Source organism: Neisseria mucosa, from assembly GCA_003028315.1.
Taxonomy (GTDB): Bacteria; Pseudomonadota; Gammaproteobacteria; order Burkholderiales; family Neisseriaceae; genus Neisseria; species Neisseria mucosa.
In genome coordinates this window covers 1,758,596-1,784,595 of the sequence record CP028150.1, presented here as the reverse complement: position 1 = coordinate 1,784,595, position 26,000 = coordinate 1,758,596, and the positions used below count along the sequence as shown (strand labels likewise).

Here is a 26,000-nt window from a genome sequence, read left to right as displayed (position 1 = left end):
AGGTCGTCTGAAAGGATACGTTTTTGCTTTGAGGTTGTTTGTTTCAGATGAAAATAGCGGTATGCGCCGCATTGGGAACATGGTAAAATTACACGCTATTACAAAATAGGTTTATTTGTTAATAAATAAACCCTTTGTGATGCCAAACGTCCCGAAACCAACGTTTCAGACGACCTCGTCTCAACATCTCTCTCGCAACAGGATCGAAAAATGGAAAACTCATTAAAAGAAGCCGCACTGAAATTTCACGAATTCCCCGTGCCGGGTAAAGTCTCCGTTACCCCCACCAAATCGCTGGCCACGTCCAAAGACTTGGCTTTGGCGTACTCGCCGGGCGTCGCGGCTCCTTGTATGGAAATCCATGCCGATCCGCAAAATGCGTACAAATACACCGCCAAAGGCAACTTGGTTGCCGTGATTTCCAACGGTACCGCGGTTTTGGGCTTGGGCGACATCGGCGCATTGGCAGGCAAACCTGTGATGGAAGGCAAAGGCGTATTGTTTAAAAAATTCGCTGGTGTGGACGTATTCGACATCGAAATCGATGAAAAAGACCCGCAAAAACTGGTGGACATCATCGCCGCGTTGGAACCGACTTTCGGCGGCATCAACCTCGAAGACATTAAAGCGCCTGAATGCTTCTACATCGAACGCGAATTGCGCAAACGCTGCAAAATCCCGGTATTCCACGACGACCAACACGGTACCGCCATCATCACCGCTGCTGCCGTATTGAATGCCCTGCGCTATACCGGCCGTAAAATCGAAGAAGCGACCTTGGTTTGCTCCGGCGCGGGTGCGGCTGCGATTGCCTGCTTGAACCAACTGCTCGATTTGGGTTTGAAACGCGAAAACGTTACCGTTTGCGACTCCAAAGGCGTGATTTACAAAACCCGCGAAGACAAAGACCGTATGGACGAGTCCAAACAGTTCTACGCCATTGAAGACAACGGTCAACGCGTGCTTGCCGATGCCGTCAAAGGCAAAGACATCTTCTTGGGCCTCTCCGGCGCGAACCTGCTGACGCCTGAAATGCTGAACACCATGAACGCCAAGCCTATCGTGTTCGCCATGGCAAACCCGAATCCGGAAATCCTGCCGCCGTTGGCAAAAGAAACCCGTCCGGACGTGGTCATCGGTACCGGCCGTTCCGACTTCCCGAACCAAGTGAACAACGTATTGTGCTTCCCGTTCATCTTCCGCGGCGCGTTGGACGTCGGCGCGACGACCATCAATGAAGAAATGAAACGCGCCTGCGTATATGCTTTGGCGGATTTGGCGAAGGAAGAAGTAACTGAAGAAGTGGTTGCCGCTTACGGTAAAAAATTCGAATTCGGCGCGGAATACCTGATTCCGACCCCGTTCGACTCCCGCCTGCTGCCGCGCGTTGCTTCGGCTGCCGCCAAAGCTGCAATGGAAAGCGGCGTGGCAACCCGTCCGATTGCAGACTTGGAAGCCTATGCTGCCAAACTGAGCGAATGGAAACTGTAATCCGGTTTTAATTTGAATGTGATGTAGAAAAGGTCGTCTGAAAACTTTCAGACGACCTTTTTTCGTTTTACAGAATCTTTAGCAATGCCGAAGGCGATGCGATGCGGTGGTCGAACGGCCATGTTTCGGTTTGGTCTTCGGCGGCGATATAGCCCCAGTCGGCAAGTACGGTTTTCATGCCTGCGTTGCGTCCGGCCTGCATGTCGCGTTCGGCGTCGCCGACGTAAACCGTGTGTTGCGGGTCGGCATGGATTTGTTCGCACGCATACAGCATGGGTTTGACGCTGGGTTTGGATTCGCCGCAGGTGTCGCCGCTGACGACGACGGCGGGCGGGATGATGAAGCCGAGTTTGGGGACGAGTTTGTCGGTGAAGCGCATGGGTTTGTTGGTGATGATGCCCCATTTGATGCCGCGTTTGTCGAGTTCGGCAATCATTTCGTTCACGCCGTCAAAGAGGGCGGTGTCTTGGGCGTAGCGGCTGTCGTATTCGTCGAGGTATTCGGTACGCCATTGGGCGTAGTCGGGATGATCGGGGGTGATGCCTGTGCCGAGTTTGAGCAGTCCTGCCGCGCCGTGGCTGGCTTGGGTGCGGATTTCGTTCATGCTTTTTTCGGGCAGTCCGTGGCGGTTGAGCAGGGTATTGAGTGCGCCGCCGAGGTCTAGGGCGGTGTCGGCGAGTGTGCCGTCGAGGTCGAACAATACGGCTTGTATCATGTGTTTTCCTTTGGTTTTTCGATGGGGTCGTCTGAAAAGGGTTTCAGACGACCTTTGGGTTTAGTGGTGGTGATGGTGCGCGCCGTCGGTTTCGTTGGCACACAAGACGCTGTCGGGATGCGGGTGGTGTTCGCTTTCGATTTGGATGGTGCAGTGTCCGATGTTTTTGTGGGACAACTCGTGTTCGATGCGGTAGGCGATTTGTTCGGATTCGGCCACGGTCATGCTGCCGTCCACGACGATGTGGCAGGATAATACGTTGATATTGCTGGTAATCGTCCAGACGTGTAAGTCGTGGACGGATTTGACGCCGTCGGTGTTGCGGATGACGGCGAGCAAGTCGTCGGTGTGGATGTTTTCGGGCGCGCCTTCCATGAGGATGTGCAGCGTCTGTTTGAGCAGGCTCCAGCCGCTGCGTCCGACCAGCGCGGCAACGAACACGCTGGCGAGCGGGTCCGCCCATTTCCAGCCGAACGCCATCATGAGTACGGCGGCGGCAATCGCGCCGACCGAGCCGACAAGGTCGCTTAAAACGTGCAGATACGCGCCGCGCATGTTGACGTTGGCTTCGGTGTCGCTGTTTTTCAGCATGTAAACCGCCACGCCGATGTTGACCAGCAGCCCGATAACGCTGATGACGAGCATCCCCAGCGTGGCGATTTCGGGCGGATAAAGCAGGCGTTTGACGGCTTCGTAGAAAATCAGCACGGCGATAACCACCAGCGACAAGCCGTTGAACATGGCGGTGAGGATTTCGAAACGTTTGTAGCCGAAGGTCTTTTGCAGCGTGGTTTCTTTTTCGCCGAGTTTGAACGCCCACAACGCCACGCCCAAGGAAAATGCGTCGCTGAACATATGCCCTGCGTCGGAAAGCAGCGCGAGCGAGTGGGTCAGCCAGCCGCCGAAAGCCTCCAGCAGCATAAAGGCGGCGATGATGATGAACGACACGCGCAATACTTTTTTGTTGGCGGTATGCGTGTGGGCGTGTGCGTGATGATGGTGTTCGTGATGGTGAGACATAACGTTCCTCAACAGAGGTCGTCTGAAAATCCGGATGCAGGGTTTTCAGACGACCTTTTTGCCTTGTTTCAAACCCTGCTCGAAATTTTCCAACATATCCAATTCGAAGCGGCTGAAGCCGGCTTTTTCACGCGCTTCGATGTTCACATAGCCGCGGAAGATAAACATATCGTAACGGGCAATCAGACTGTGGAACAGGGCGACAGGTTCCAAACCGCGTTCGCGGCAGAGGTGCTGATACCAATGGTTGCCGATAGCGACATGGCCCACTTCGTCGCGGTAAATCACGTCCAATACGCCGCAGGTTTCCGAATCGCCGCGCTGTTCCACCTTTGCGCGTATCCCCGGCGTAACGTCCAGCCCGCGCGCCTCCAATACGCGCGGCACCAACGCCATGCGCAACAGCGGGTCATAGGCGGTTTTATACGCCATGTCCCACAAATGGTTGTGCGCCTCGAAATCGCCGTAATCGAAGCCGAAAGCGCGCAGCCGTTCGCGCATCAGGCGGAAATGGTACACCTCTTCCTTCGCTACCCGCACCCAGTCGCGCACAAACTGAAACGGCAGCGTGCGGAAACGGTATGCCGCGTCCAAAGCCAGATTGATGGCGTTGAACTCGATATGCGCAATCGCGTGCAGCATTGCCGCATAGCCTTCGGTCGTGTTCATCTTACGTGGCGTCAGCTGCGACGGCGCGACCAAAACAGGCTTAGACGGCCGTCCCGCGTGGCGGAAGTCCAGCGGTGCAGCGTTTGCCTCAGCGCCGTCCATGTTCTGAACGGCGGCAAACGCCTCGTCCGTCAGCCGTCCTTTTTCATCGGGGTCGTCTGAAAGCAGGGCAAGTTCCAGCAAAGCATAGATATCAGGTTTCATTCCAAGTCCGCCGTTTTTCAGAAAACAAATATTATAGCGTTTAAAAAAAACAATATAAGGAATATAATCTTTACAATTTGGCGTTGTGCGTCAAAAACCATTAAATACCACAGTTTGCGCAGTCGGCATACATTAAAGAATTGTGAAACCCGATTGTCTTTTCCGCAGGAAAAAATCCCGCAGCTTCAAAAAATTAGCCTTCGGGAAACACTGTTTGCAAAATGTAAACCGCCCATAAGCGGCTTGCATTGTTATTTTGTAACATCGATACTGGGCGCCACACCCCTTCCAACAAGGAAAAATAATGATGAAACAACACAACCTGTTCAAATTCCTCGCCGCTTCCGCCCTGACCGCGACCATCGGTTTCGCACAGGCAGGCGCAGTGGATGCACTCAAGAAATTCAACAACGACGCCGACGGTATCAGCGGCAGCTTCACCCAAACCGTCCAAGGCAAAAAGAAAACCCAAACCGCACACGGTACTTTCAAAATCCTGCGTCCGGGCCTATTCAAATGGGAATACACCAAACCCTACAAACAAACCATCGTAGGCGACGGCCAAACCATTTGGCTCTACGACGTTGATTTGGCACAAGTGACCAAGTCCGCCCAAGACCAAACCATCGGCGACAGCCCCGCCGCCATCCTCTCCAACAAAAACGCCCTTGACAGCAGCTACTCCCTCAAAGAAGACGGCTCGTCCAACGGCATCGACTACGTCTTGGCAACACCCAAGAAAAACAACGCCGGCTACCAATACATCCGTATCGGTTTCAAAGGCGACAACCTCGCCGCCATGCAGCTGAAAGACAGCTTCGGCAACCAAACCTCCATCAGCTTCGGCGGCTTGAATACCAAGCCCAACCTTTCGCGCGGCGCATTCAAGTTCACCCCGCCCAAAGGTGTGGATGTGTTGAGCAACTGATGGTTTGATCATAAAAAGGTCGTCTGAAAGGTTTCAGACGACCTTTTTGTTTTTGAAGTTGTCGGTGATGCGTGTTTGAGTGGAAACCGCTTCTAGCCGACACAATCCGGCTTTTGAGGTTGCCAATTGATGGCAGGTAGGAAAAGTTCAAAGCGCCGTAACAAAGCGGATACCAAAAGGTCGTCTGAAAATATTTCAGACGACCCCGTTCGTTTATACTTCAGGCTTTTTCGCCAACATGGTAACAAACTTAAACTGTATCGGATTGCCCGCCGCATCTTTCGCGTGCATGGCGCCGAGTTCTTCCTTGTATTCGACAATCTCCCAGTCGCGGTAGTATTCGCGCAACTCGCCTTCTTTAAATTTAAACGGAAAAGGCATAGGGCAGGGGAAGTCTTCGGTGTCCATCGCCGAAACGATCAGGTTGTAGCCGCCCGGGTTGGTGTGCGCCTGCATATCGGCAATCACTTGCGGCACGAAACGCGGATGCAGGAACATAAACACAACCGTCGCCACGATATAGTCGAAATGATCTTGAAGGTTGGCGGCATTCAAATCATATTCCACAGCCCGCACGTCCAAGCCTTCCATACGCGCCAACTCGTTGACGTTTTGAACCGCCTGCGGATTGTTGTCCACGGCGGTTACGTCAAATCCCTTCAAACCTAAAAACAGCGCATTGCGCCCCTGACCGCAGCCTATATCCAAAGCCTTGCCCGCAGGAACGATATTTTCAGCCGCCACTACCGCCGAATGGGTCGCGCTCATGCCGTATTTCTTATTGAAATAATCTTTTGCCGCGCAATAAAGCGAGAGCTTGATTTCCGTGTCGTCCGTCAAAGGCTCGACCGTAAACTGTTGCTGCGGCGCGATCATGTGATCTCCGTCTTCGGCAGTCAGCTCGACAGAAGCATTATCAGCTTCCGTCAATTTCAGACGACCTTGCAATACGTTCAGGCAAACCCATTCCCCTTCGTCAAACGCATGACCCGCCCGCAGCGCGTCGGGAATCTCGTCTGCCTGCCAAACCGGCAGTTCCTGATAGCAAAAAAGCGCCATTTGTCCGTCCATCGTCGGTTCCTTCCAATTTGTTTGCGATAAGGTGCATATTATATGCCTGTTTGGGGCAAAGCCGCTTGGCGGATTCAAACCTTGTGATAAGATGAATGCCTTTATTGTGCAAATTGCAAAACAAACCGATATATGGACGATACCGTTTACCTTTATACAGACGGAGCCTGCAAAGGCAATCCGGGGGCAGGGGGGTGGGGAGTATTGATGCGCTACCGAAATCATGAAAAAGAATTGTGCGGCGGCGAGGCCGAAACCACGAACAACCGAATGGAGCTGACCGCCGTCATAGAAGGGCTGAAAGCGCTCAAACGCCCGTGCCGCGTCGTGATTTGTACTGACTCGCAATACGTCAAAAACGGTATGGAAGGCTGGATACACGGCTGGAAGAAAAACGGCTGGAAAACCGCCGCCAAAAAACCGGTGAAAAACGACGATTTGTGGAAAGAACTCGATGCCTTGTCGCATAAACACGAATTACAGTGGACATGGGTGAAAGGCCACGCGGGGCATTCCGAAAACGAAAAGGCGGACGCTTTGGCGAATCAGGGGGCGGCACGGTTCCTTCAACCCTCGTCCTGAAAGGTCGTCTGAAAACGCCTGAAAAATGTTCAATCAACCGCAAACAGGATTACCCCAATGGCAATGACTTGGTCCCAACTGCTTTCCCCGCAACGCTTCCGCGCAAAAAACGGCGAAATTATCCCTACGGTTACGCCGTCCACACAAGAGGGTATCGATGCCCTGCGTACCGATTTCCACATTGATTACGATAGAGTCGTGTTTTCCGGCGCATTCAGGCGGTTGGGCAGGAAAACCCAAGTCCACCCGCTTGCCGAACATGACCTGACGCACAACCGGCTGACACACAGTGTCGAAGTTGCCAGCGTCGGACGCAGTTTGGGTAACCGTGTCGGCGTCATGTTGCAAGCCGGCGGATTCCTGCCCGAAAACAATACTCCGGGCGATATTGGTGCTGTCGTCCAAGTCGCCTGTTTGGCGCATGATTTGGGTAACCCTCCGTTCGGGCATACGGGTGAGGACGCATTGCGCCATTGGTTCAGAAAGGAAACAAATCTCCGCTTTCTGACATCGCTGAGCGAAGCCGAATTGAGCGACGTGCAAACTTACGAAGGCAATGCCCACAGCCTGCGCATTGTCGCCAATTTGGAAATGTATCCCGATGCGGGCGGAATGCGTTTGAGTGCGGCATCAATCGGCGCATTGATAAAATATCCGTGGACAAGCCAAGGTCCGCGCGGGCGTTCCAAATTCAATATTTATCAAACTGAGCTGCCGTTTATCCGCCGAGTTGCAGCGGAGTTGGGATTGCTCGAAGCAGGCTGCGACCAATGGGTACGCCATCCGCTGTCATACCTGATGGAGGCTTCAGACGACATCTGTTACGCATTGCTGGATTTGGAAGATGCGGTGGAGCTTGAGTTGCTGACCGATACCGAAGTCGAAAGCGTCTTGTCTGAGCTGACCTTTGAAGAAAGTACATGGCATGCCCAATCCAGCCGCCAACGTTGCGCCATGCTGCGCGGCATTGCCATAGGCAAAGCCATCGAAGATGCCGCGCAAACCTTCATGAAACACCAATCCGATTTATTAAGCGGCGAATTTAAGGGAAAAGACTTGATTTCCTTGTGCAGCCCGGAAGTCCAAAACACTTTGGAAAAAGCCAAAGAACTCGCACGCACGCGCATCTTTCGCCACCGTACCAAGCTGATGACCGAAATTGCCACTTTCCCGTGCTTAGGGTCGATACTCGATTTGTTTGTCCCTGCTGCCCATGCCTTGCTGGTTGAGCAGAAATTAGATGTCCGCCAATCTTTAATCTTGGATCTTCTGAAAAACCATAATCCCATACTTGAAACGGACAGCCTTTATCAGGCATATATGAAAATTTTAGATTTCGTCGGCGGTATGACAGACAATGCCGCCGCCAAAATGGCTCAGGACTTGTCTGGAACCGGGATTTTAAGGTGATTTAATTTCTTTAATTTTCAAAATGTTAATATTTTATCTGGAAAAATTGAATTTAAAGGCTGGACAATAGGGAAGGGTTTCTATAATATTCGGTCTTCTTGATTCACAGCGCAGAAGCGAAGTGATGAAAATGCACCCGTAGCTCAGTTGGATAGAGTATCTGGCTACGAACCAGAGGGTCGGGCGTTCGAATCGCTCCGGGTGCGCCAAAAAATTTATTTATCCGCGCCCATCGTCTAGCGGTTAGGACATCGCCCTTTCACGGCGGTAACCGGGGTTCGATTCCCCGTGGGCGTGCCAAATTTCAATAAACCCTTACTAAAAAATAGTAAGGGTTTATTTTTATCTTTTAATGCTATGCCCGCGATTTCAGCTTTTTATGCTCTTGCTAACAAAGCTGCTTTTGTCTGCATATTTCAAATGTTGTACCAATTCAGTTTATCCTGACAGTCACTGTGGGGATTATTTTGAAACATGTTTTATATTAGTCTCTAAATAAAACTGATGGAGAAGTTTGCAAAGCTCCCTCAAATCTCCCTAAATTTTTGCCGAGGTATTTAGGGAGATTTGAGGGAATTTTGCAAACATACCAGACTCTGAATTAGATTTTCACTATACATAAAACACTAATGTGAAAATTGGAGGTCGTATGAAAAGGGTTAGGGTTCAGTTTTCTTTTTCAGATGACCTTTATGATTTTGGATTTTTAAAACGGGTTTATTCATATAAACATATGGCTTTGAACATATGTATTGATTATGGTTTATTGCAACAGCTTGATGTTGATAGTTTTTTAATTTATTTGTCCTGCAAATAGGATTTGAGCTGTTATAATCTTCGCATAGGTATAATTCAGCAGTTAGAGAACGGGAGTAGCTATAGACGGTCAGAAGAATATAGAAGGAGTTTATTTTTGTTTGGGGCGGAAGGCGGTGCAAATGGCAGTATCGGTTTCAATGAAGCCACCGCCGATTAAATCCACACAATAAGGAATAGCGCCGAATAGGCCTGGTACGATGATGCTGCCATCTTCCGAGCGTACGCCGCCCAATGTTTCAGCAATGGCTTTCGGTCGGCCGGGGAGATTCACAATCAGGCTGTTGCCACGAACACCTGCTGTTTGGCGTGACAAAATGGCTGTGGGTACATAATGTAGGCTGATACGGCGCATTTGTTCGCCAAAACCGAGCAGTTCCTTGTCTAATACGGCTTGTGTGGCTTCGGGTGTGATGTCGCGTGGTGCAGGCCCTGTGCCGCCGGTGGTAAAAATCACATCGCAATGCTCTTCATCTGCCATATGGATAAGCACGCTTTTGATTTCGTCTTGATCGTCAGGAATAAGGGCTTCTACATAACGGATCGGATTGAGGACGGCTTTGTCAAGCCAGCTTTTGAGTGTAGGAATGCCTTCATCGGCATACACGCCACTGCTGGCGCGGTCACTGGTGGAAATTAGGCCGATGGTGATGGTAGGAAGTGTGTTCATGATAATAGCAGACTCAAAAGATAGAAAATTGCATTGTACCTGATTAGCTGTATCTGTTGTGGGTGTTGGCAATGTGCAAAACGGCGGGACTTTAAAATACATATCTTCAGGTAAAGTCGAGCTTGAGAAGTTGTTCATAAAAATCATTTCTCTATAAATGTACTCAATCTCAAAGAGGATGATATTTTGATTATCACCTCATCATTTTTGGTCAACAGGCAGTCATCCATGAATGAGATCTTGTGCATAAATTGCCTCAGCCGCTTTATTTCCTATTGACGGAAAATTTGATAATAAAAAAAGCCTGTCTGAAAGTTTTCTTTCAGACAGGCTTTCTCGTCACTAAGTTTTCAGACGGCCTTAACCTGCCGGTTCGTCCATCCAATCCACTTTGCTCATTTTACGCACAATCACCCATTCATCACGGTTAGAGCCTACTGTGCCGTAGTAGTTGAAGCTGTACGCCAATTGCGCGTAACCGCCTATCATGTGGGTCGGGTTCAAGACCGCCTTGGTTACCGAGTTGTGGATACCGCCGCGTTTTTTGGTGGTTTCTGCCGCCGGAGTATGTACCAGTTTTTCCTGAGCGTGGTACATCAAAATCATAGTTTCGGGAATACGCTGGCTCACAATCACACGGCAGGCAATCGAACCGTTGGTGTTGAACACTTCCACCCAGTCGTTATCCACCAAACCGGCTTTCTTGGCATCGATTTCGGAAATCCACACGTGCGGGCCGCCGCGTGAGAGCGTGAGCATACGCAGGTTTTCCGAATAGGTACTGTGGATACCCCATTTCTGGTGCGGGGTCAGGAAGTTGAGCGTGATTTCGGGATTGCCGTTGGGCATTTTGCCCAGCAGCTTCTTGGTGGTTTTGGTGTCCACCGCCGGACGGTACACGCAGAAAGCAGCACCGAAATCGCGCATCCACTTGTGGTCTTGGTAGAACTGCTGGCGGCCGGTCAGCGTGCGCCACGGAATCAGCTCGTGCACATTGGTATAGCCGGCGGTGTAGCACACTTCTTCGCTCTCCACGCCCGACCAAATCGGCGAGGTAACAATCTTGCGCGGCTGGGCGACGATGTCGTGGAAGCGGATTTGCGTGTGCTCGCTGGCATTAATCAGATGTGTATGGTCGCGGCCTGTAGCTTTGCCCAAGGCTTGCCAAGCCTTTTTTGCCACATGTCCGTTAGTTTCCGGAGCGAGGGTTAATATCATCTCGCAGGCATCAATGGCAGTTTCGATTTTCGGTTGACCTTTTCCGACCCCTTCGGCTTGTACGCCGTTGAGTTTACGTAGGAATTCAACTTCATGTTTGGTATCCCAAGCCATACCTTTACCGTTATTGTTGACTTTTTCCAGCAGCGGGCCGATAGAAGTGAATTTCTCGTAAATCGCGCCGTAATCACGTTCCACCACGGTCATCGCCGGCATGGTTTTGCCCGGGATGGGTTCGCACTCGCCCAGTTTCCAATCTTTCGGGTCGAACGGCTGACCGAGTTCCTGCGGGCTGTCGTGCATCAGCGGCGTGAGCACGATGTCTTTGCGTACGCCCAAGTAGTCTTTGGCCAGCTCGCTGAATTTTTTGGCCAGGCCTTTGTAGATTTCCCAGTCAGACCTGCTCTGCCACAAAGGCTGCACCGCTTCGGTAAACGGATGGATGAACGGGTGCATGTCGGACGTGTTCAGATCGTATTTCTCGTACCAAGTGGCGGTCGGGAAAATCACGTCGGCGTACAGGCAGGTGGTGTTCATGCGGAAATCCAGGAGCGTGAACAAATCCAGCTTGCCTTCCACGCCTTCCCGCTGCTTCACTTCGGCAGGTTTCAGGCAGTCGTCTTCGTCGCTCATCAGGCCGTTTTGCGTGCCGAGCAGGTATTTCAGGAAATATTCGTGGCCTTTGCCGGACGAACCCAAAATGTTGGAACGCCAAATAAACATATTGCGCGGCCAGTTTTTCGGGTTTTCCGGATCGTTGCAGGACATGTCCAGCGTGCCTTCTTTCAGGCCTTTGACCACATAGTCGGCGGGCGACATACCCGCCGCCTCGGCTGCATCGGTAACGTCCAGCGGGTTGGTTTCCAACTGCGGCGCACTCGGCGTCCAGCCCATGCGTTCGGCTTTGGCGTTGTAGTCGATCATGGTCAGGCGGCGCATATCGTCGCCCGCGTCGGACGTGAGCAGCTCGTCGGCGGACACAGTTTCGTGGCGGTACTGGCCGGTGTGGTTGTAGAAGAAGGACGTGCCGGCCATCTGGCGCGCGGGGCGGTGCCAGTCGAGCGCGAAAGTCAGCGGCGCCCAGCCGGACTGCGGACGCAGTTTTTCCTGGCCTACATAATGGCACCAGCCGCCGCCGGACTTGCCGATGGTGCCGCACATCATCAGCATGTTGATCAGGCCGCGATAGTTCATGTCCAGGTAATACCAGTGGTTCAGGCCGGCGCCGACGATAATCATCGAGCGGCCTTTGGTATCGTGCGCGTTTTTGGCGAACTCGCGGGCTACCTGAATCACGCGTTCGGGCGCAACGCCAGTGTGTTTTTCCTGCCATTTCGGCGTGTAGGGTTTGTCGTCAAAGTAGTCTTTGGCTACGTTCTCGTCGCCCAAGCCGTTGTCCACGCCGTATTGCGCTACCAGGAGGTCGAATACGGTGGCCACCAGCTGGCTGCTGCCGTCGGCCAAGGTGATGCGTTTTACCGGCACTTTGCGGAAGGTTTTTTCTTCGTCGAATTCGCCGCCGAAGTAATCGAAACCAACGCGTACCACGTCATCGGCGCACGCCTTCAGCGACAAGGCTGCCTGAACATCCTGGTCATTCTGAGCCTTGGTTTCCAGATTCCATTTTTGGCTGCCATCCCAACGGAAGCCGATGGAGCCGTTGGGCAGCATCAGGCTGTCGGTTTTCTCGTTCCACGCCAGCACTTTCCAATCGGGATTCTTCTCTTCGCCGAAGTTGTCGCTCAGATGAGAAGCGCGCAGGGTGTATTCGGGGCGGTAGCCTTCGCCGTCTTCCTTCAGGCACACCAGCACCGGCATATCGGTCAGGCGGCGGCAATAGTCTTGGAAATAGTCGGATGGATTGTCGATATGGAATTCTTTGAGGATAACGTGCCCCATCGCCATTGCCAGCGCGGCATCCGTACCTTGGCGCGGTGCCAGCCAGATATCGCTGAACTTGGCCATTTCGCCGAAGTCGGAAGATATGGCAACGGTTTTGGTGCCTTTGTAGCGCACTTCGGTATAGAAGTGGGCATCGGGCGTGCGTGTCATCGGCACGTTGGAACCCCAGACCAGAAGATAATTGGAGTTATACCAATCGGCGGATTCGGCCACGTCGGTTTGCTCACCCCAAGTCTGCGGTGAAGCAGGCGGCAGGTCGCAATACCAATCGTAGAACGACAGCGGTACGCCACCGATCAAGCCGAGATAGCGTGCGCCAGCGGCATAGCTGACCATAGACATGGCGGGAATCGGCGAGAAGCCGATAACACGGTCGGGGCCGTATTTCTTGATGGTGTAGCAGTTGGCTGCGGCCACCATTTCATAAGCTTCGTCCCAGTTGGAACGCACGAAGCCGCCCAAACCGCGCTGGGATTTGTAGGATTTGGAGCGCTCAGGATCTTCCACAATCCATTTCCATGCTTCGATCGGGTCTTTGGTTTTACGCGCTTCGCGCCACAGCTCAGCCAGCGCGCCGCGCATCATCGGATATTTGATGCGCTGGGCAGAGTAAACATACCAACTGTACGACGCGCCGCGTGGGCAGCCGCGTGGTTCATGGTTGGGCAAATCCGGACGGGTGCGCGGATAGTCGGTCTGCTGGGTTTCCCAAGTAATCAGGCCGTTTTTCACATAAACTTTCCAGCTGCACGAACCGGTACAGTTCACACCGTGAGTGGAACGTACCACTTTATCGTGTTGCCAGCGGCTACGGTAGGCATTTTCCCATTTGCGGTCTTCTTCGGTCAGTACACCGTGTCCGTCAGCGAAGGGCTCATGTTTTTGGCTGAAAAACTTCAGTCGGTCTAAAAAGTGGCTCATGGCAGGTTCCTTATGATTGTTATCCTGGTCGGTATGTGCAACCAGAATAGTTTTTTACGTCTGCAATATAAAATAGTTGAAGACTAGATAATATGCTCCGAAAGGGGTTGCCGTAAAGGAAAAAGAAGGAAAAAGATAATACTTTTGATATTGGGGGATTAGTTATTTTGGATTATATGATTAGGCTTGGGTAGGGGGATATGTGATATTGATATTTTCAGTGTCGGAGAACGATATTTTTTACTTCGACCACCAAGGCAAGTCGTCTGAAAAAAGGCCCGCATGCTTTTTGCTGTGGACCTATTTAAAACAACTGCTTTTTAACCTTTCAGACGACCGTTTTCCATATACAGTACTTCATCTGCCAATGCTTGCGTGTCGGCAGAATCGTGGCTGATGATGAGCATGGGTACTGATAGTTCGCTTTGCAGTTCTCCTACCAGTTGGCGCATTTGTTGACGCAGATCGGCATCTAGGGCAGAGAACGGTTCATCCAGTAACAGCCATTTCGGACGGGTAATACAGGCACGGGCTAGGGCGGTACGCTGTTTCTGACCGCCGGAAATTTGGTGCGGATAATGGTCGGATATGTGTTGCAGCTGCATCCGTTCTAGCCACAGGAGTACAGATTCCGCCGGATTACGGTTCGAAGGATTGTGCCAGCCGTGTTGTAGTCCGAACGCGATATTTTGTGCCACAGTCAGATGGGGGAACAGGGCGTAGTCTTGAAACATTAGCCCGACTTGCCGTTGTTGCGGCGGCAACCAGATTTTCTGTGTCGTATCGCCATAGGTTTGCCCGTCGATGCGGACATATCCATGTTCAGGGGTGAGAAGGCCGGCCAGTAGTTGCAGAGTCAGACTTTTGCCGGAGCCGGACGGGCCGATAATGGCTAGCCGGCGGGCTTGGCTTTGACAGTTAACATCTAAATTAAAACGTTTTTTGCCTGCAGCTAATTGTGCTTGTAAGGAGAAATCAAATATCCAGTCCGTACTGTTCATGTGCGCTCCTTAGGTTTGGCTAAACGGGAAGTCGTCCACAACACTGTAATGCAGACGGTAGAGATCAGCAGTACCAGTTGGTTGGCCAAAGAGTCGTTCCCCGCCTGAACAGCTTCATATACGGCAATGGAGAGGGTTTGGGTTTGACCGGGAATGCTGCCGGCAATCATTAGTGTGGCACCGAATTCGCCCAATGCTCGGGCAAATGCCAACAGAAGACCGACTAGCAGGCCTCTCCAGGCCAAAGGTAGGGTAACACGCAGGAAAACGGCACTTTCCGATAACCCCAGTACACGGGCCGCTTGTTCCAATTGCGGGTTGACGCTTTCAAAGGCGGCACGGGCAGGTTTGAAGACCAAGGGGAAGGTAACGACCATGGCAGCTAAGACCGCGCCCTGCCAAGTGAAAATTAAGCGGATGTCAAAGGTGTGGTTTAACCATTGCCCTATGGTGCCGTTACGGCCGAACAAAACCAGCAGGTAGTAACCGAGTACAGTAGGCGGCAGCACCATGGGCAGGGTTAGGGCTGTGTCGAGCAGGTCGCGGCCGGGAAAATTCCGCCTGGCAAGCAGAAAACCGACAGCAATGCCCAGCAGTAAATTGAGGAAAGTGGCCCAGAAGGCCACTTTTAACGATAGGCCGAGGGCCGGCCAAACATCTTGCCACATATTTCAGACTACCTGAAAAAAGGTTTATGGGCGGCTAAAACCGTATTTGTTTAATACTTGGCGGCCTTTGGGAGACAGTACATAGTTGAGGAAACGTTGCGCTTCGGCTTTATCACTGCTGGCAGTGCTGACCGCAATCGGGTAGGAAACCGGAGTATCGAGCGGAATGGTAGCAGTAATACGCACTTTTTGGGGCATCAGCACCGCATCAGTACGATATACGAAGCCTGCATCCACTTCGCCTCGTGCGACATAGTCAAGGGAATGGCGAACGTTTTGAGTGGTAATGATTTTCGGCTGGAGGGTAGTGAATAGGCCGGCTTTTTCCAGTGCAGCTTTGGTGTAGCGTCCTACCGGTACGCTTTCCGGGTTGCTCAACGCGATACGGTTGATGGCAGGGCGCTTGAGGTCTTGCAGTGAGGACGCAGAAGTACGGCTGTTCTTTGGAACGATCAATACCAGGTCATTGCGCACAAAAGTACGGCGGGTAGAGGTATCCACTGCATTTTTTTCAGCGGCCATGTCCATGGTTTTTTGGTCGGCAAAGGCTACCACGTCTACCGGTGCACCTTGCAGCAGTTGTTGCAGCAATGCCCCCGAACCAGCAGTGTTCAGTTTTACATCCACATCGGGATGTTGGCGTTTGTATTGGGCAGCAATTTCCTGAAACGCATCTTTTAGGCTGGCAGCAGCGGAAACGGTTAAGTCTTTGGCTTGCAATGGCAGGGCAGCCAGCATCAAAGTAGCCAGAGCGGTTAAACGGGACAGGTGGTTCATGTTGTGATCCTTTAATCTGTAGAAAATTGTCGCGTTGTTTACACAACAGGTTGAGAAAAATAAGCCTGTAAGACCTCAAACGGCGTATCGCCGTTCAAACTGCGGTGTGGCTTCACAGTGTTATAAAAATTAACAAAGCGGCACAACTCCTTTTGCCGATGTTCCGGACTCTCAAACGACTGTTTCTCATGCCACATCTCCATCAGGGTACGGATAACCCGCTCCGCCTTACCGTTGGTCTGCGGACGGGCAACCCGGGTAAACTTTTGACCAATCCCGTTCTCGTAACAGGCTACACCGAAAGCATGGTTGGCCGAGCCTTTGTATTCCGTACCGTTGTCGGAGTAAACGCACTCAATCAGGTATGGGCAGGGATCAATCAGGTGTTCGGTCAGAAACTTGGCGGCGCTGTCTGCGGTTTTGTCCGGCAAAATGGCGGCGTATAGCTCCCTTGAGAAATCGTCGATGGCGACAAACAGGTAATCCCGCTTATCGGTGGCTTTCTGCCCTTTGAGCAGCGGCAGCCGTTTGGTGTCGAGATGCACCAGCTCTCCGGGGTAGGATTTATTGTAGCGTTTGGCCTGCTTTTTGAGTTTTTCCTGAATGCTGCGTTCTACCTTGGCCAGGCGTTTCATTCCGTACTTTGCCTGTTTGAAACGGTTGTTGGTACTGGTTTGCGGTTTGAGCAGCCTGCCCCTTGCGGCTTTAAGGGCGCGGTAAATGGTGACGCGGCTGACTTGGTAGCGGCGTGCCAGGGAGGTGACGCTTTCCTTCCCCTGCGTGTAGGCCGGCCAAATGGCTTGTCGGTGGTGCGGGGTGAGGCGGGTGTTTTTGTGCATGTTCATGTTTCAGTATTCTCCTGGAAATACTGTAAACAACGCTACTGGTTTCTACATTTAATCAAAAAAGAAAAGCCAGACGAAAATAGCAGGAGCAGGGATGTGTAACCATTAGTATAAGGAATTAAATAGTAAGATACTACTAAAGTATTAGTATGGTGGATGTATGACTAAGTAATTTGAATATTAAAAACCGCCCTTGCCTGTAGGTGGACAGGCAAGGGCGGTAAGGATGGTTGGATGTTGATGTTTGGAGGTTGCTATAAATTATTCTGACGGCAACCCTTCAGGATTGGCCAGCCAGGCAGATTTCTGACCATCACTATAGAATTCCTGTTTCCAAATCGGCACTTCGGCTTTGATGGTATCAATGATGAAACGACAGGCGGCAAAAGCGGCATCGCGATGTCCGGCGGTAACACCTACCCAGACTGCCATATCGCCTACTTCCAGACGGCCGTAACGATGGACGCAAACGGCATCTTCGATAGCAAAACGCTGTTTGGCTTGTGCCAATACAGTTTCTCCTTGTTTGCGTGCCAATGCTTCGTAAGTGCTGTATACCAAATAATCCACCCGGCTGCCGTCGTTTTGGCGGCGTACCCAGCCTTCAAAGCAGGTAAAGGCACCGCATTGTTCGTTGTCAAGCATGCGCCGGCGTAAGGCTGCAGCGTCTATGGCTTGTTCAGTCAAATCAAAAAACATTTCAACCTCCGGCAATAGGGGGAATAAAGGCAACAATATCGCCGGATTGCAGGGGGTGCTGCCAAGGGCAAAAGGTGTGGTTGACTGCGGCGCGCAAGCGGTTTTGCGGTAAGTCCCAACCATACTCGGCAGCCAGCTCGGCATAGAGGGCGGCAACATCGGTGGCATGGGTAAGCCTGATTTCCTGTTCTTTACCGCTTTGTTCGCGTAAGGCGGCAAAGTAGAGGACCGTGATGCGCATCGGCTCAACGGTTGAAGTCATGTTTGCCTCCGGACTTATGAACCAGGCGTATTTGTTCGATGCGGATATCGTGACTGAGTGCCTTGGTCATATCGTAAACGGTGAGTGCTGCCACAGATACTGCGGTTAGTGCTTCCATTTCCACGCCTGTTTTATGAGATACCGCTACTTCGGCTTGGATATGCAGGCGGTGCTCATCATCTTCATAGTTCAAGGTGAGCTGGCAGCGTTCCAACATCATTGGGTGACACAACGGAATGAGCTGGGAGGTGTTTTTAGCAGCCATGATGCCGGCCAGACGAGCTACTTCGCTCACTGTGCCTTTGGCGGTTTGGCCATTGGCCGCTTGGATTTGGGCATACACATCCGGTGGAAAAACCACCCAGCCCTCGGCTACGGCTACGCGGCGGGTGGTTACTTTTTCGCCGACATCTACCATACGGCTTCGGCTGTGTTCGTCTAAATGAGTCAGGGACATTAAATACTCCGGTTTTAGATGGTTTTATTCGGTCAGGCAATTTATTTCAGACGACCTCAGGCAGTGTTTGGGCAGCTGCTACGGCGTGTTCGAAATCGGCAGGCGTGTTGAAATTGGATACCGCTTGCCAGGCATCAGGCATGATGATGGTTTGGCAAAGCTGTGTATCCAGCCAAGCGGTTACTTTGTGTTTGCCTTGTGCCAGATAAGTTTGCAAATCGTGCCGCACGGCTACCGGCCAATGCGACATCAAGGGATGGGGGCGGCCGCTGTCGGCATCTGCCAGCAGGGTAATACCCTGCTGCCAAACAGGTTGATGCGAGCCTTCGGTCAATAGTTTGATTACTACTTCGGGGTGCAGGAGGGTATCGCAGGCCAGTACATAAATTCCGGCTTCACCTTGCCGGTGTACTTGTTGCAGTGCCGGCAGAATGGCGGCCAGCGGGCCCTGTCGCCCGGGGAGGGCGTCATTAAGATAATAAGCACGCCCTGTGTCAGGATAAATCTGACCGGCAGCAGCCAGCCAAACAGGACGGTTAGGATGGGTTTGTTTAATCAGCTTATGTATCAGGGAAACGCCATCGAATGGAAGTAAGGCTTTTGGGGTGCCCATACGGCTGCTGAGGCCACCGCATAGAATCAATAACGGCTCATACTGAACAGTGATTGTTTCGGCCATTTCAACCGCCAATCATGGATAGGTCACGGATCAGGCCGAATTTGCGTTCATGAAGGAAGTGGTGCTCAGGTTTTTCCGCCATCAGTTCGTACAAGTGCTGCTGCAGGCCCGCTTGGTCGCCGCTGCTAAGCCATGGGCGCAAATCATAAGCAATACCGCCGAATAGGCACAAGTGCATTTTACCTTGCGCAGTGACTCTCAGCCGGTTGCAACTTTGGCAGAAATCTTTGCTGTAAGGTGCGATAAAGCCTATGCCGCCGGCGAAATCGCGGTGGCGGTATTCCCGTGCCGGACCGGCATGTGCCGAACGGGGTACCAATTGCCAGCCTTCTGCTTGCAGGCCTGATTCTATGGTAGCGGCAGAAAAATGTTGTTTGCCGAAAAAGGCAGTGTTGTCGCGCGTTTGCATCAGCTCGATAAAGCGCAGGGTAACCGGACGGTGGCGGACGAAATCCAACGCATCGGCCAAGGTGCGGGACATATAGCGGCGCAGTAATAAAGTGTTGACTTTGATATCGTAAAAACCCTGCTCTAAGATGCCGTCCAAGGCGCGCACAATATTATTGCATTCGCGCTTTCCGGTAATTTGATAAAACACTTCCGGATCAAAGCTGTCAATGCTGATGTTCAGTTTGTCGATGCCGGCGGCGCGGTATAGCGGAAACAGTTTTGCCAGTTTAAAGGCATTGGTGGTAAGGGCTACGCTTTCGATTTGCGGTTGGGCACGGCAGATGGCAATAATATCGGCCAAATCACGCCGCAGTGTCGGCTCGCCTCCGGTCAAGCGGATTTTTCGGGTTCCGCTGTGTGCGAAGGTTTGAGCCAGGGTTTCAATTTCAGGTAACGTCAATTCATCGGGTTTGGCTTTGCCGATATAGCCGTCAGGCAGGCAATATGTGCAGCGGTAGTTGCATAAATCGGTTACCGACAGACGCAGGTAGGTTAGCCGACGGTTAAAAGGATCGGTTAACGCGCTCATAGAAAAGCCTCTGCAAATGGTTGGACGGTAACGGTAGCTCCGGCAGGTAGGTTACCTGTCTCGGCAGGTAGGATAATGTAGCCGTTGGCACGGCTGACGCCCCATACACGGTGAGAATCCTGTTCTCCGGCGGGGGAGGCTTCCCATGTGCCGTCGGCATTTTGAGTCAATATGGCACGCTGGATGTCCATGCGACCGGGAGATTTTTTTACTTGCTGGGATAATACGGCCTGCAAACGGAAAGGTTGGGGAATGTCTTGTACCCCACATAATTGCCAGAGCGCGGCTTTCAAAAACAGGTCGAAACCTACATAGCCGGAAACGGGATTGCCGGGCAGGCCGAAATACCAAGTTTTCAGCATTTGACCGAACACAAACGGTTTGCCCGGTTTGATGGCGACTTTATAGTGATGGATGGCCCCCAGGCGATTGACTGCTTCACGCATATAATCGTAATCGCCTACCGATACGCCGCCGGAAGTAATCACTACGTCAGCCATACATGAAGCTTCGTTTAGTGTATGCAGCACGCTTTCCAAATCGTCGGCAGCTTGTCCCAAATCTAAAACTTCCACCGGCATGGCAGCCAAGCGTGCCATTAAGGTGTGGCGATTGCTGTCGTAAACTTGCCCATTGTCGGTGGCAGGCGTGCCGGGTTCGTTAAGTTCGTCGCCCGTAGACAGCACGGCTACTTTGATTTTGCGGTAAACCGGTACTTGTCCGATACCAATAGCAGCCAACAGCATCACGTCTGCAGGGCGGAGGATACGGCCGGCGGTAAGCACTGTATCGCCGGCTGCCACTTCCTCGCCGCCGTAGCGGATATTGGCACCAACGGCTACGTCTTGGGTAAGGATAATGGCGTTGCCTTCGGTTTTAGTGTTTTCTTGCAATACTACGCAGGTACTGCCGGGTGGAACCACAGCCCCGGTCATGATACGGATGCAGCCGTCTTTGGGCAGGTCGCCGGCGAAAGGTTTACCTGCGGCAGATTCACCTACTATCTGCCAACAGCTTCCGGCGGCAGCATCAGACGGTAGGGCGTAGCCGTCCATGGCGGAAATGTTGGTAGCGGGAATGTTTAGGGCAGACACCATGTCCTCGGCCAAAACGCGCCCTATGCTTTGGGCAACAGGAATATGCTCGATTTCAGGCAGACGTGGTGTGCGGGTGATGTGTTCATGAATCAGGGTTTGCAGTTCGCTGACGGATGTAAGTGCCATGGTGTGTGTCTCCTGTGCTGCAAGTTGTCTTCCAGTAATTTAACTGTTTGGAAATTTGTGGGATAGGGGATACTGGTTGAATATCCGTCATGGTAAAGCAGTAAAAATCAGATTTGAATGCATACAAAGCATTTGGCAGTGGTCAAAAGACATAGTTGGATTAATACTTTAGAATTAGTAATGATAAAGACAGGTCGTCTGAAAGCTTTCAGACGGCCTGTGTACTTAGTGTTCGGACATCAGCATTTGGCTTCAGCGCCTTTACGGGTGTAATACCACCAGTTAAGTGCCGCACAAATTGCATAGAATATGATAAAGCCAATCAGGGCGGCATTTACACCACCGGTTAGGTCGATGGATGTGCCGTAGCTTTTCGGAATGAAGAAGCCGCCATAGGCTGCAAAGGCGGCAGTAAAGCCGATTACGGCTGCGCCTTCTTTGGTAGCATCCAAACGGGCTTGCTCTTCACTGACTTTGCCTTCTTCGGCAAATTTTTGGTGCATATTAAGGAAAATTACCGGTACCTGCATAAAGGTAGAACCATTACCAATTCCGGTGAGTGTAAATAGAGCCAGGAAGCAGGCAAAGAAGCCCCAGAAGTTGCCGCCTTCACCATTGTTGGGAAGGAAGAAAATTACGCCGCATACCGCCACAATCATGCCGATGAAAACAAATTGGGTAATCAGTGCGCCGCTTTTGATTTTGTCAGAGATCCAGCCGCCGAATGGGCGGGCCAAAGCACCGACCAAAGGGCCGAGGAAGGCATATTTTACAGGATCAATCCCGGTAAACTGACTCTTGATCAGCAAGGGGAAGCCTGCGGCAAAACCGATGAAGGAGCCGAAAGTGCCCAAATAAAGGATGCACATAATCCAGTTATGCTTGCGGCTGAAAATCACGGCCTGGTCTTTGAAGCTGGCTTTGGCGGAAGCCAAATCGTTCATGCCAAACCAAGCGGCTAGGGTGGAAAGAATAATGAAAGGCACCCAGATAAAGCCGGCGTTTTGTAACCAAATTTGTTTGGTTACATCGCCTTTCGTCCAAGTTTGCGGCTCTCCACCAAGGGCTCCGAAGACACCTGCAGTAATAATGAGCGGTACGACAAACTGTACGGCAGATACCCCCAGATTGCCCAAGCCTGCATTCAGGCCGAGAGCAGTGCCTTTTTCGGCTTTGGGGAAAAAGAAACTGATATTGGACATGCTGGAGGAGAAGTTGCCGCCGCCGAAGCCGCACAGGAGCGCCAGTACCATCATGGTAATGTAGCTGGTGTTAGGATTTTGAACGGCAAAACCCAAGCCGATAGCCGGCAGCAGCAGGCTGGCGGTAGAGATGGCCGTCCATTTGCGGCCGCCGAATATGGGCACCATGAAAGAATAGAAGATACGCAAGGTCGCCCCGGATAAGGCGGGCAGGGCGGCCAGCCAGAAGAGCTGGTTTTCGCTGTATTTGAAGCCGATATTGGGCAGGTTGACTACCGCCACGCTCCATACTTGCCAGATAGCGAAGGCAAGGAGGAGGGCAGGGATAGAAATCCACAAATTGCGGGTGGCAATTTTTTTACCTGTTTGCTGCCAGAAGGTTTTATCTTCCGGCTGCCAATGTTCGATAAGATGAGACATAAAAAGGGCTCCTTCTGATAGGTGTTGGGTCGTCTGAAAATTTTCAGACGAACTACAGATTTAGGATTGACGCTCTTTTAAGGCTTTCATATCACTTTCGCGTTTGGCTTTAAACGAAAAGTGCATCCAAATCAGCGAAACGCAGACTGTACCGTAGAGCAGCATGAAAGAAGTAGAGCGAATGCCAGTCCAGTCTTCCAATGCGCCGAACATAATCGGCAGAAGGAAACCGCCCAGGCCACCGGCCAGGCCGACAATACCGGATACGGCACCGATATTATCGGGATAGTCGTCAGCTACAAACTTGAATACGGAAGCTTTGCCTACCGCAGTGGCTACACCCACTGTGAACATTAGTATCGTGAATACGGTTACATTGAGACCGAGGTGCATGGTTAGCGAACCGCCGTCGGTCGTGCGGATGGAAAGATCGGTTTGCGGGTAGGAGAGTATGAAGAAACATATCCAAATCAACCACATTACCGCCCAAGTTACCTTATATGCACCGAATTTGTCGGAAAGGTAGCCGCCGAAAGCACGCAGTACACCTCCCGGCAGTGAGAAGCAGGCTGCCAAAAATGCCGCCGTTTGCAGTGGCATACCGTATTCGCCCACATAGTATTTGGTCATCCACAATGCCAGTGCCACATAGCCGCCGAAGACTACGGAGTAATATTGGCTGTATCGCAGCACGCCCGGGTTTTTCAAGAGTGCTAATTGTTCTTTCAACGTAACGTTGGAAGAGACCAAGTGTTTGGGATCGTGATAGCTGGTAAACCAAAAGAGTATCGCGGTAGCCAGCATAATGGCTGAGTATACGGTAGGGACAATCTGCCAAGTTCCAAAGGTAACAATCAGCCAGGCGGCAAGGAATTTATTGATTGCACTACCTGCATTGCCCGCGCCGAATATCCCCATTGCCACGCCTTGTTGGTGTTTGGGGAACCAGCGTGCCACATAGGGAGTACCTACCGAGAAAGAACCGCCGGCCAAGCCCATCACCAGACCGATTACCAAGAAATGCCAATATTGATTGGCGTAGCGCATCAGGAAAATGGTTGGTACGGATAGGATCATCAAGGTAAACAGCACGATACGGCCGCCAAATTTATCGGTAAGGATGCCTAACGGTACACGGATCAGCGCACCGGAAAGCACCGGCAGAGCAATCAGAATGCCGTATTGGGTTTGGTTAAACCCCATTTCTTCCTGAACTTTGATGCCGACAACGGCCAGCATCATCCAAATCATAAAACAGACAGTAAAAGATAGAGTGCTGGAGAATAGCACCGAGTAGCGTTTGTAAGTTTCCGAGGCCATCTTGCTGCCCCTTCCTTTCTAGTGGTTTACCATAAGTTAATCGGATTTTTACACAGCTTTAACTTACGCGTTCGCGAGCTATCACGCATTGCTCTGAAGCATGGACATAGCAAAGCATTGGAATAGTAGAAATTAGTCTTAAATAAGCAGAGTACTAGTTATTTAGGCTTAGATACATAGGATGGTACGCTTTGGCTTTGTAAAACGTCAAGCATTGTAGAAAAAGGTCGTCTGAAAACCATTTCAGACGACCTTTTTCATGTGTTAGAAATTTTCTGTTTTAAATTAAAACGCCTAACATGACTTGATTGGCATTGAAAACGGCAGTGGCCGGCAGGTCCGGTTCTAGGGCAAGCGTTTCGCTGCTGTAGAGTGTAATGGTTGCGCATAAGTTGATTTCATTATTAATATCAAGCGTAACGACATTGTTGACCGCCCCTTGTTCCACACGTTTCACTGTGCCGTTCAGGCAGTTTTCTGCCGATAATGTCATGGGTGCGAGGTCAGTCGCCAGTACGACCGATGCTGCTTTAATCATGGCGATAACCGGGCTGCCGACCGATAGTTTTAAACGTTTCAGGCTGAAACTGCTGATTTGTGCATGAATTTCGATACCGCCTGCGCTGGCAAGGGTAACCAGGCATGAGCCGTTGCTGTGTTCGATGTGGGTTACCGTACCGGCCAGTTGATTGCGGGCACTGCTTTTCATGAGTGTTCCTTATACTGAAAGTGTAATTAAAGAAGAGGCTGATTGATGGTTTACAGTGGCTGCGGGACATTGTGCTGTACGGCATAAACGGCTGCCTGTACGCGGCTGGATAATTCAAGTTTGCGTAAAATGCTCTGTACATGCACTTTGATGGTGGATTCCGCCAGATTGAGTTTGCGTGCAATGATTTTGTTGCTGTGTCCGGCAGCCAAGTGGCCGAGAATTTCCAATTCCCGCGTTGTCAGTGCGTCTAATGCACTGGCCGCCGGAGTGGTATTGGGCTGGATTAACGATTGTACCAAGCGGGCAGTCATCTCGGGTGAAAAAACATTGTCGCCTTCGGCTGCTTTGCGGATGGCATCTACAAGAAAATCTGCATGGATATTTTTTAGCAAAAAGCCGCGTGCTCCGAGCCGCATGCATTCAGTTAAATCTTCACTGTCTTCAGAGACAGTCAGCATGACTACTACCTGTTCAGGACGGCTGCTAAGGATTTGTGCCAAAGCTTCGCGACCGTTCATTACCGGCATGTCTAAATCTAGCAGTACAACATCGGGATCGGTTTGCTCAACTAATTTCACACCGCTGAGGCCGTCAGCTGCTTCACCGACTACTTCGTAGTTATCCTGTCTGGTCAGTAGGGCTTTGATACCGCTACGGAACAGGGTATGGTCGTCTATCAAGGCAATGCGGATAGTTTCATTCAAACTCATCTTTTAAAACTCTTTCTGGTTGCGGTAAGGTAAATATGGGGAGTATCGTCTATGCTGTAATCCAATTCGAGGCGGCGTGAATGCGTAATGTCCGATTTCTTATAATATTCAGACCGATATGGCTACCGGATTGCTTGGCGAGGGAGGCTAAAGATGCAGCAAAAGTATATGAGACATTTACTCCCTTTGACGGGTGAAAAGATTCTTGGTGCAAAAGAGGGCAAAACCCCGCTGAATACGTATTCCGATGAGCTAAGTCATATATATCGGATCCGTCGCATTATGGCGTATCTTAATGAAGATGGGAAATAAGTCGGTGTTAAATGAGCCTAGTACTTTATAACTAACCGTATATTTCATCAAGTAGGTTGGCTTGTGTCGTTTGGTGAATTGGATAGATAGGGTATTTAAAATAGCCAACCTGATCGT

Annotated in this window: 24 protein-coding genes and 2 tRNA genes; 6 read left to right on the top strand and 20 right to left on the bottom strand. The window is 51.3% G+C overall.

What is annotated here, in order from left to right:
* Positions 1-210: 210 nt before the first annotated feature.
* On the top strand, positions 211-1,491 hold the full coding sequence (locus tag NM96_08940; GenBank protein ID AVR79443.1) for a malic enzyme: 1,281 nt from the start codon (positions 211-213) through the stop codon (positions 1,489-1,491).
* Positions 1,492-1,558: 67 nt separating this feature from the next.
* On the opposite strand, the gene NM96_08935 is transcribed toward NM96_08940, so the two are convergent.
* Genes NM96_08935 through NM96_08925 form a run of 3 tightly spaced genes read right to left on the bottom strand, consistent with a single transcriptional unit; the run spans position 1,559 to position 4,099 of the window.
* Positions 1,559-2,206 carry an HAD family hydrolase gene (locus tag NM96_08935; GenBank protein AVR79442.1) on the bottom strand — a complete coding sequence of 216 codons (648 nt, stop codon included), beginning with the start codon at positions 2,204-2,206 and terminating at the stop codon, positions 1,559-1,561.
* A 60-nt stretch (positions 2,207-2,266) separates the two neighbouring features.
* Positions 2,267-3,226 carry a cation transporter gene (locus tag NM96_08930; protein AVR79441.1) on the bottom strand — a complete coding sequence of 320 codons (960 nt, stop codon included), beginning with the start codon at positions 3,224-3,226 and terminating at the stop codon, positions 2,267-2,269.
* Between the two features lie 45 nt (positions 3,227-3,271).
* Positions 3,272-4,099 carry a DUF455 domain-containing protein gene (locus NM96_08925; protein ID AVR79440.1) on the bottom strand — a complete coding sequence of 276 codons (828 nt, stop codon included), beginning with the start codon at positions 4,097-4,099 and terminating at the stop codon, positions 3,272-3,274.
* Between the two features lie 304 nt (positions 4,100-4,403).
* Between NM96_08925 and lolA the strand changes: the two genes are divergently transcribed.
* On the top strand, positions 4,404-5,027 hold the full coding sequence (lolA, locus tag NM96_08920; GenBank protein AVR79439.1) for an outer membrane lipoprotein carrier protein LolA: 624 nt from the start codon (positions 4,404-4,406) through the stop codon (positions 5,025-5,027).
* Positions 5,028-5,240: 213 nt separating this feature from the next.
* On the opposite strand, the gene NM96_08915 is transcribed toward lolA, so the two are convergent.
* The gene (locus NM96_08915) at positions 5,241-6,098 is read right to left on the bottom strand and encodes an SAM-dependent methyltransferase TehB (GenBank protein AVR79438.1); all 858 of its coding nucleotides are present in this window, start codon (positions 6,096-6,098) and stop codon (positions 5,241-5,243) included.
* A gap of 132 nt (positions 6,099-6,230) precedes the next feature.
* Between NM96_08915 and NM96_08910 the strand changes: the two genes are divergently transcribed.
* From NM96_08910 to NM96_08895, 4 genes are all read left to right on the top strand, one after another.
* On the top strand, positions 6,231-6,680 hold the full coding sequence (locus NM96_08910) for a ribonuclease HI (protein AVR79437.1): 450 nt from the start codon (positions 6,231-6,233) through the stop codon (positions 6,678-6,680).
* A 63-nt stretch (positions 6,681-6,743) separates the two neighbouring features.
* Positions 6,744-8,090 (top strand): deoxyguanosinetriphosphate triphosphohydrolase, encoded by a 1,347-nt coding sequence (locus NM96_08905; GenBank protein AVR80306.1) that lies wholly within the window; start codon positions 6,744-6,746, stop codon positions 8,088-8,090.
* A gap of 132 nt (positions 8,091-8,222) precedes the next feature.
* Positions 8,223-8,299 (top strand) — tRNA-Arg (locus tag NM96_08900).
* 16 nt (positions 8,300-8,315) lie between these two features.
* A tRNA-Glu gene (locus NM96_08895) sits at positions 8,316-8,390 on the top strand.
* 607 nt (positions 8,391-8,997) lie between these two features.
* On the opposite strand, the gene NM96_08890 is transcribed toward NM96_08895, so the two are convergent.
* The 16 genes from NM96_08890 to NM96_08815 all read right to left on the bottom strand — a co-directional run bounded on the left by NM96_08890 (position 8,998) and on the right by NM96_08815 (position 25,571).
* The gene (locus NM96_08890; protein ID AVR79436.1) at positions 8,998-9,576 is read right to left on the bottom strand and encodes a molybdopterin adenylyltransferase; all 579 of its coding nucleotides are present in this window, start codon (positions 9,574-9,576) and stop codon (positions 8,998-9,000) included.
* A gap of 360 nt (positions 9,577-9,936) precedes the next feature.
* Positions 9,937-13,617, bottom strand: coding sequence for a nitrate reductase subunit alpha (locus tag NM96_08885; protein ID AVR79435.1), 3,681 nt, complete (start codon positions 13,615-13,617; stop codon positions 9,937-9,939).
* Between the two features lie 320 nt (positions 13,618-13,937).
* Complete coding sequence (locus NM96_08880) at positions 13,938-14,618, bottom strand: Fe3+/spermidine/putrescine ABC transporter ATP-binding protein (protein AVR79434.1); 681 nt, start codon at positions 14,616-14,618, stop codon at positions 13,938-13,940.
* On the bottom strand, positions 14,615-15,286 hold the full coding sequence (gene modB, locus NM96_08875) for a molybdate ABC transporter permease subunit (protein AVR79433.1): 672 nt from the start codon (positions 15,284-15,286) through the stop codon (positions 14,615-14,617). Before modB ends, NM96_08880 begins: the two co-directional genes overlap by 4 nt.
* 24 nt (positions 15,287-15,310) lie before the next feature.
* Positions 15,311-16,063, bottom strand: a complete 753-nt coding sequence (gene modA, locus NM96_08870; GenBank protein ID AVR79432.1) for a molybdate ABC transporter substrate-binding protein — start codon at positions 16,061-16,063, stop codon at positions 15,311-15,313.
* A 38-nt stretch (positions 16,064-16,101) separates the two neighbouring features.
* A complete protein-coding gene (locus NM96_08865; GenBank protein ID AVR79431.1) occupies positions 16,102-16,908 on the bottom strand; it encodes an IS481 family transposase in 807 nt (268 codons plus the stop codon).
* Between the two features lie 261 nt (positions 16,909-17,169).
* On the bottom strand, positions 17,170-17,607 hold the full coding sequence (locus NM96_08860; GenBank protein AVR79430.1) for a molybdopterin-converting factor chain 2: 438 nt from the start codon (positions 17,605-17,607) through the stop codon (positions 17,170-17,172).
* Between the two features lies 1 nt (position 17,608).
* Positions 17,609-17,869: a molybdopterin converting factor subunit 1 gene (gene moaD / locus NM96_08855; protein ID AVR79429.1), complete on the bottom strand. Its 261-nt coding sequence runs from the start codon at positions 17,867-17,869 to the stop codon at positions 17,609-17,611.
* Positions 17,853-18,326, bottom strand: a complete 474-nt coding sequence (moaC, locus tag NM96_08850; protein AVR79428.1) for a cyclic pyranopterin monophosphate synthase MoaC — start codon at positions 18,324-18,326, stop codon at positions 17,853-17,855. Before moaC ends, moaD begins: the two co-directional genes overlap by 17 nt.
* 46 nt (positions 18,327-18,372) lie before the next feature.
* Positions 18,373-19,005, bottom strand: a complete 633-nt coding sequence (locus tag NM96_08845) for a molybdopterin-guanine dinucleotide biosynthesis protein A (GenBank protein ID AVR79427.1) — start codon at positions 19,003-19,005, stop codon at positions 18,373-18,375.
* Position 19,006: 1 nt separating this feature from the next.
* Positions 19,007-19,984, bottom strand: a complete 978-nt coding sequence (locus tag NM96_08840; GenBank protein AVR79426.1) for a GTP 3',8-cyclase MoaA — start codon at positions 19,982-19,984, stop codon at positions 19,007-19,009.
* A complete protein-coding gene (locus NM96_08835) occupies positions 19,981-21,207 on the bottom strand; it encodes a molybdopterin molybdenumtransferase MoeA (GenBank protein AVR79425.1) in 1,227 nt (408 codons plus the stop codon). The genes NM96_08840 and NM96_08835 overlap by 4 nt, the downstream gene beginning before the upstream one ends.
* Positions 21,208-21,446: 239 nt before the next feature.
* Positions 21,447-22,829: a NarK family nitrate/nitrite MFS transporter gene (locus NM96_08830; GenBank protein ID AVR79424.1), complete on the bottom strand. Its 1,383-nt coding sequence runs from the start codon at positions 22,827-22,829 to the stop codon at positions 21,447-21,449.
* A 60-nt stretch (positions 22,830-22,889) separates the two neighbouring features.
* On the bottom strand, positions 22,890-24,149 hold the full coding sequence (locus NM96_08825; protein ID AVR79423.1) for an MFS transporter: 1,260 nt from the start codon (positions 24,147-24,149) through the stop codon (positions 22,890-22,892).
* 280 nt (positions 24,150-24,429) lie between these two features.
* Positions 24,430-24,858: a molybdenum transport protein ModE gene (locus NM96_08820; GenBank protein ID AVR79422.1), complete on the bottom strand. Its 429-nt coding sequence runs from the start codon at positions 24,856-24,858 to the stop codon at positions 24,430-24,432.
* Positions 24,859-24,908: 50 nt separating this feature from the next.
* Positions 24,909-25,571 carry a DNA-binding response regulator gene (locus NM96_08815; protein AVR79421.1) on the bottom strand — a complete coding sequence of 221 codons (663 nt, stop codon included), beginning with the start codon at positions 25,569-25,571 and terminating at the stop codon, positions 24,909-24,911.
* Positions 25,572-26,000 lie beyond the last annotated feature (429 nt).

Coding starts and splice junctions, on each gene's coding strand:
- NM96_08930 (AVR79441.1), bottom strand. CDS start 3,226: ATGTCTCACCATCACGAACACCATCATCACGCACACGCCCACACGCAT.
- NM96_08845 (AVR79427.1), bottom strand. CDS start 19,005: ATGGCCGAAACAATCACTGTTCAGTATGAGCCGTTATTGATTCTATGC.
- NM96_08925 (AVR79440.1), bottom strand. CDS start 4,099: ATGAAACCTGATATCTATGCTTTGCTGGAACTTGCCCTGCTTTCAGAC.
- NM96_08885 (AVR79435.1), bottom strand. CDS start 13,617: ATGAGCCACTTTTTAGACCGACTGAAGTTTTTCAGCCAAAAACATGAG.
- NM96_08905 (AVR80306.1), top strand. CDS start 6,744: ATGACTTGGTCCCAACTGCTTTCCCCGCAACGCTTCCGCGCAAAAAAC.
- NM96_08890 (AVR79436.1), bottom strand. CDS start 9,576: ATGAACACACTTCCTACCATCACCATCGGCCTAATTTCCACCAGTGAC.
- moaC (AVR79428.1), bottom strand. CDS start 18,326: ATGTCCCTGACTCATTTAGACGAACACAGCCGAAGCCGTATGGTAGAT.
- NM96_08865 (AVR79431.1), bottom strand. CDS start 16,908: ATGAACATGCACAAAAACACCCGCCTCACCCCGCACCACCGACAAGCC.
- NM96_08915 (AVR79438.1), bottom strand. CDS start 6,098: ATGGACGGACAAATGGCGCTTTTTTGCTATCAGGAACTGCCGGTTTGG.
- modB (AVR79433.1), bottom strand. CDS start 15,286: ATGTGGCAAGATGTTTGGCCGGCCCTCGGCCTATCGTTAAAAGTGGCC.
- NM96_08825 (AVR79423.1), bottom strand. CDS start 24,149: ATGGCCTCGGAAACTTACAAACGCTACTCGGTGCTATTCTCCAGCACT.
- NM96_08830 (AVR79424.1), bottom strand. CDS start 22,829: ATGTCTCATCTTATCGAACATTGGCAGCCGGAAGATAAAACCTTCTGG.
- NM96_08910 (AVR79437.1), top strand. CDS start 6,231: ATGGACGATACCGTTTACCTTTATACAGACGGAGCCTGCAAAGGCAAT.
- NM96_08940 (AVR79443.1), top strand. CDS start 211: ATGGAAAACTCATTAAAAGAAGCCGCACTGAAATTTCACGAATTCCCC.
- lolA (AVR79439.1), top strand. CDS start 4,404: ATGATGAAACAACACAACCTGTTCAAATTCCTCGCCGCTTCCGCCCTG.
- NM96_08880 (AVR79434.1), bottom strand. CDS start 14,618: ATGAACAGTACGGACTGGATATTTGATTTCTCCTTACAAGCACAATTA.
- NM96_08820 (AVR79422.1), bottom strand. CDS start 24,858: ATGAAAAGCAGTGCCCGCAATCAACTGGCCGGTACGGTAACCCACATC.
- NM96_08935 (AVR79442.1), bottom strand. CDS start 2,206: ATGATACAAGCCGTATTGTTCGACCTCGACGGCACACTCGCCGACACC.
- modA (AVR79432.1), bottom strand. CDS start 16,063: ATGAACCACCTGTCCCGTTTAACCGCTCTGGCTACTTTGATGCTGGCT.
- NM96_08840 (AVR79426.1), bottom strand. CDS start 19,984: ATGAGCGCGTTAACCGATCCTTTTAACCGTCGGCTAACCTACCTGCGT.
- NM96_08835 (AVR79425.1), bottom strand. CDS start 21,207: ATGGCACTTACATCCGTCAGCGAACTGCAAACCCTGATTCATGAACAC.
- NM96_08815 (AVR79421.1), bottom strand. CDS start 25,571: ATGAGTTTGAATGAAACTATCCGCATTGCCTTGATAGACGACCATACC.
- NM96_08860 (AVR79430.1), bottom strand. CDS start 17,607: ATGTTTTTTGATTTGACTGAACAAGCCATAGACGCTGCAGCCTTACGC.
- moaD (AVR79429.1), bottom strand. CDS start 17,869: ATGACTTCAACCGTTGAGCCGATGCGCATCACGGTCCTCTACTTTGCC.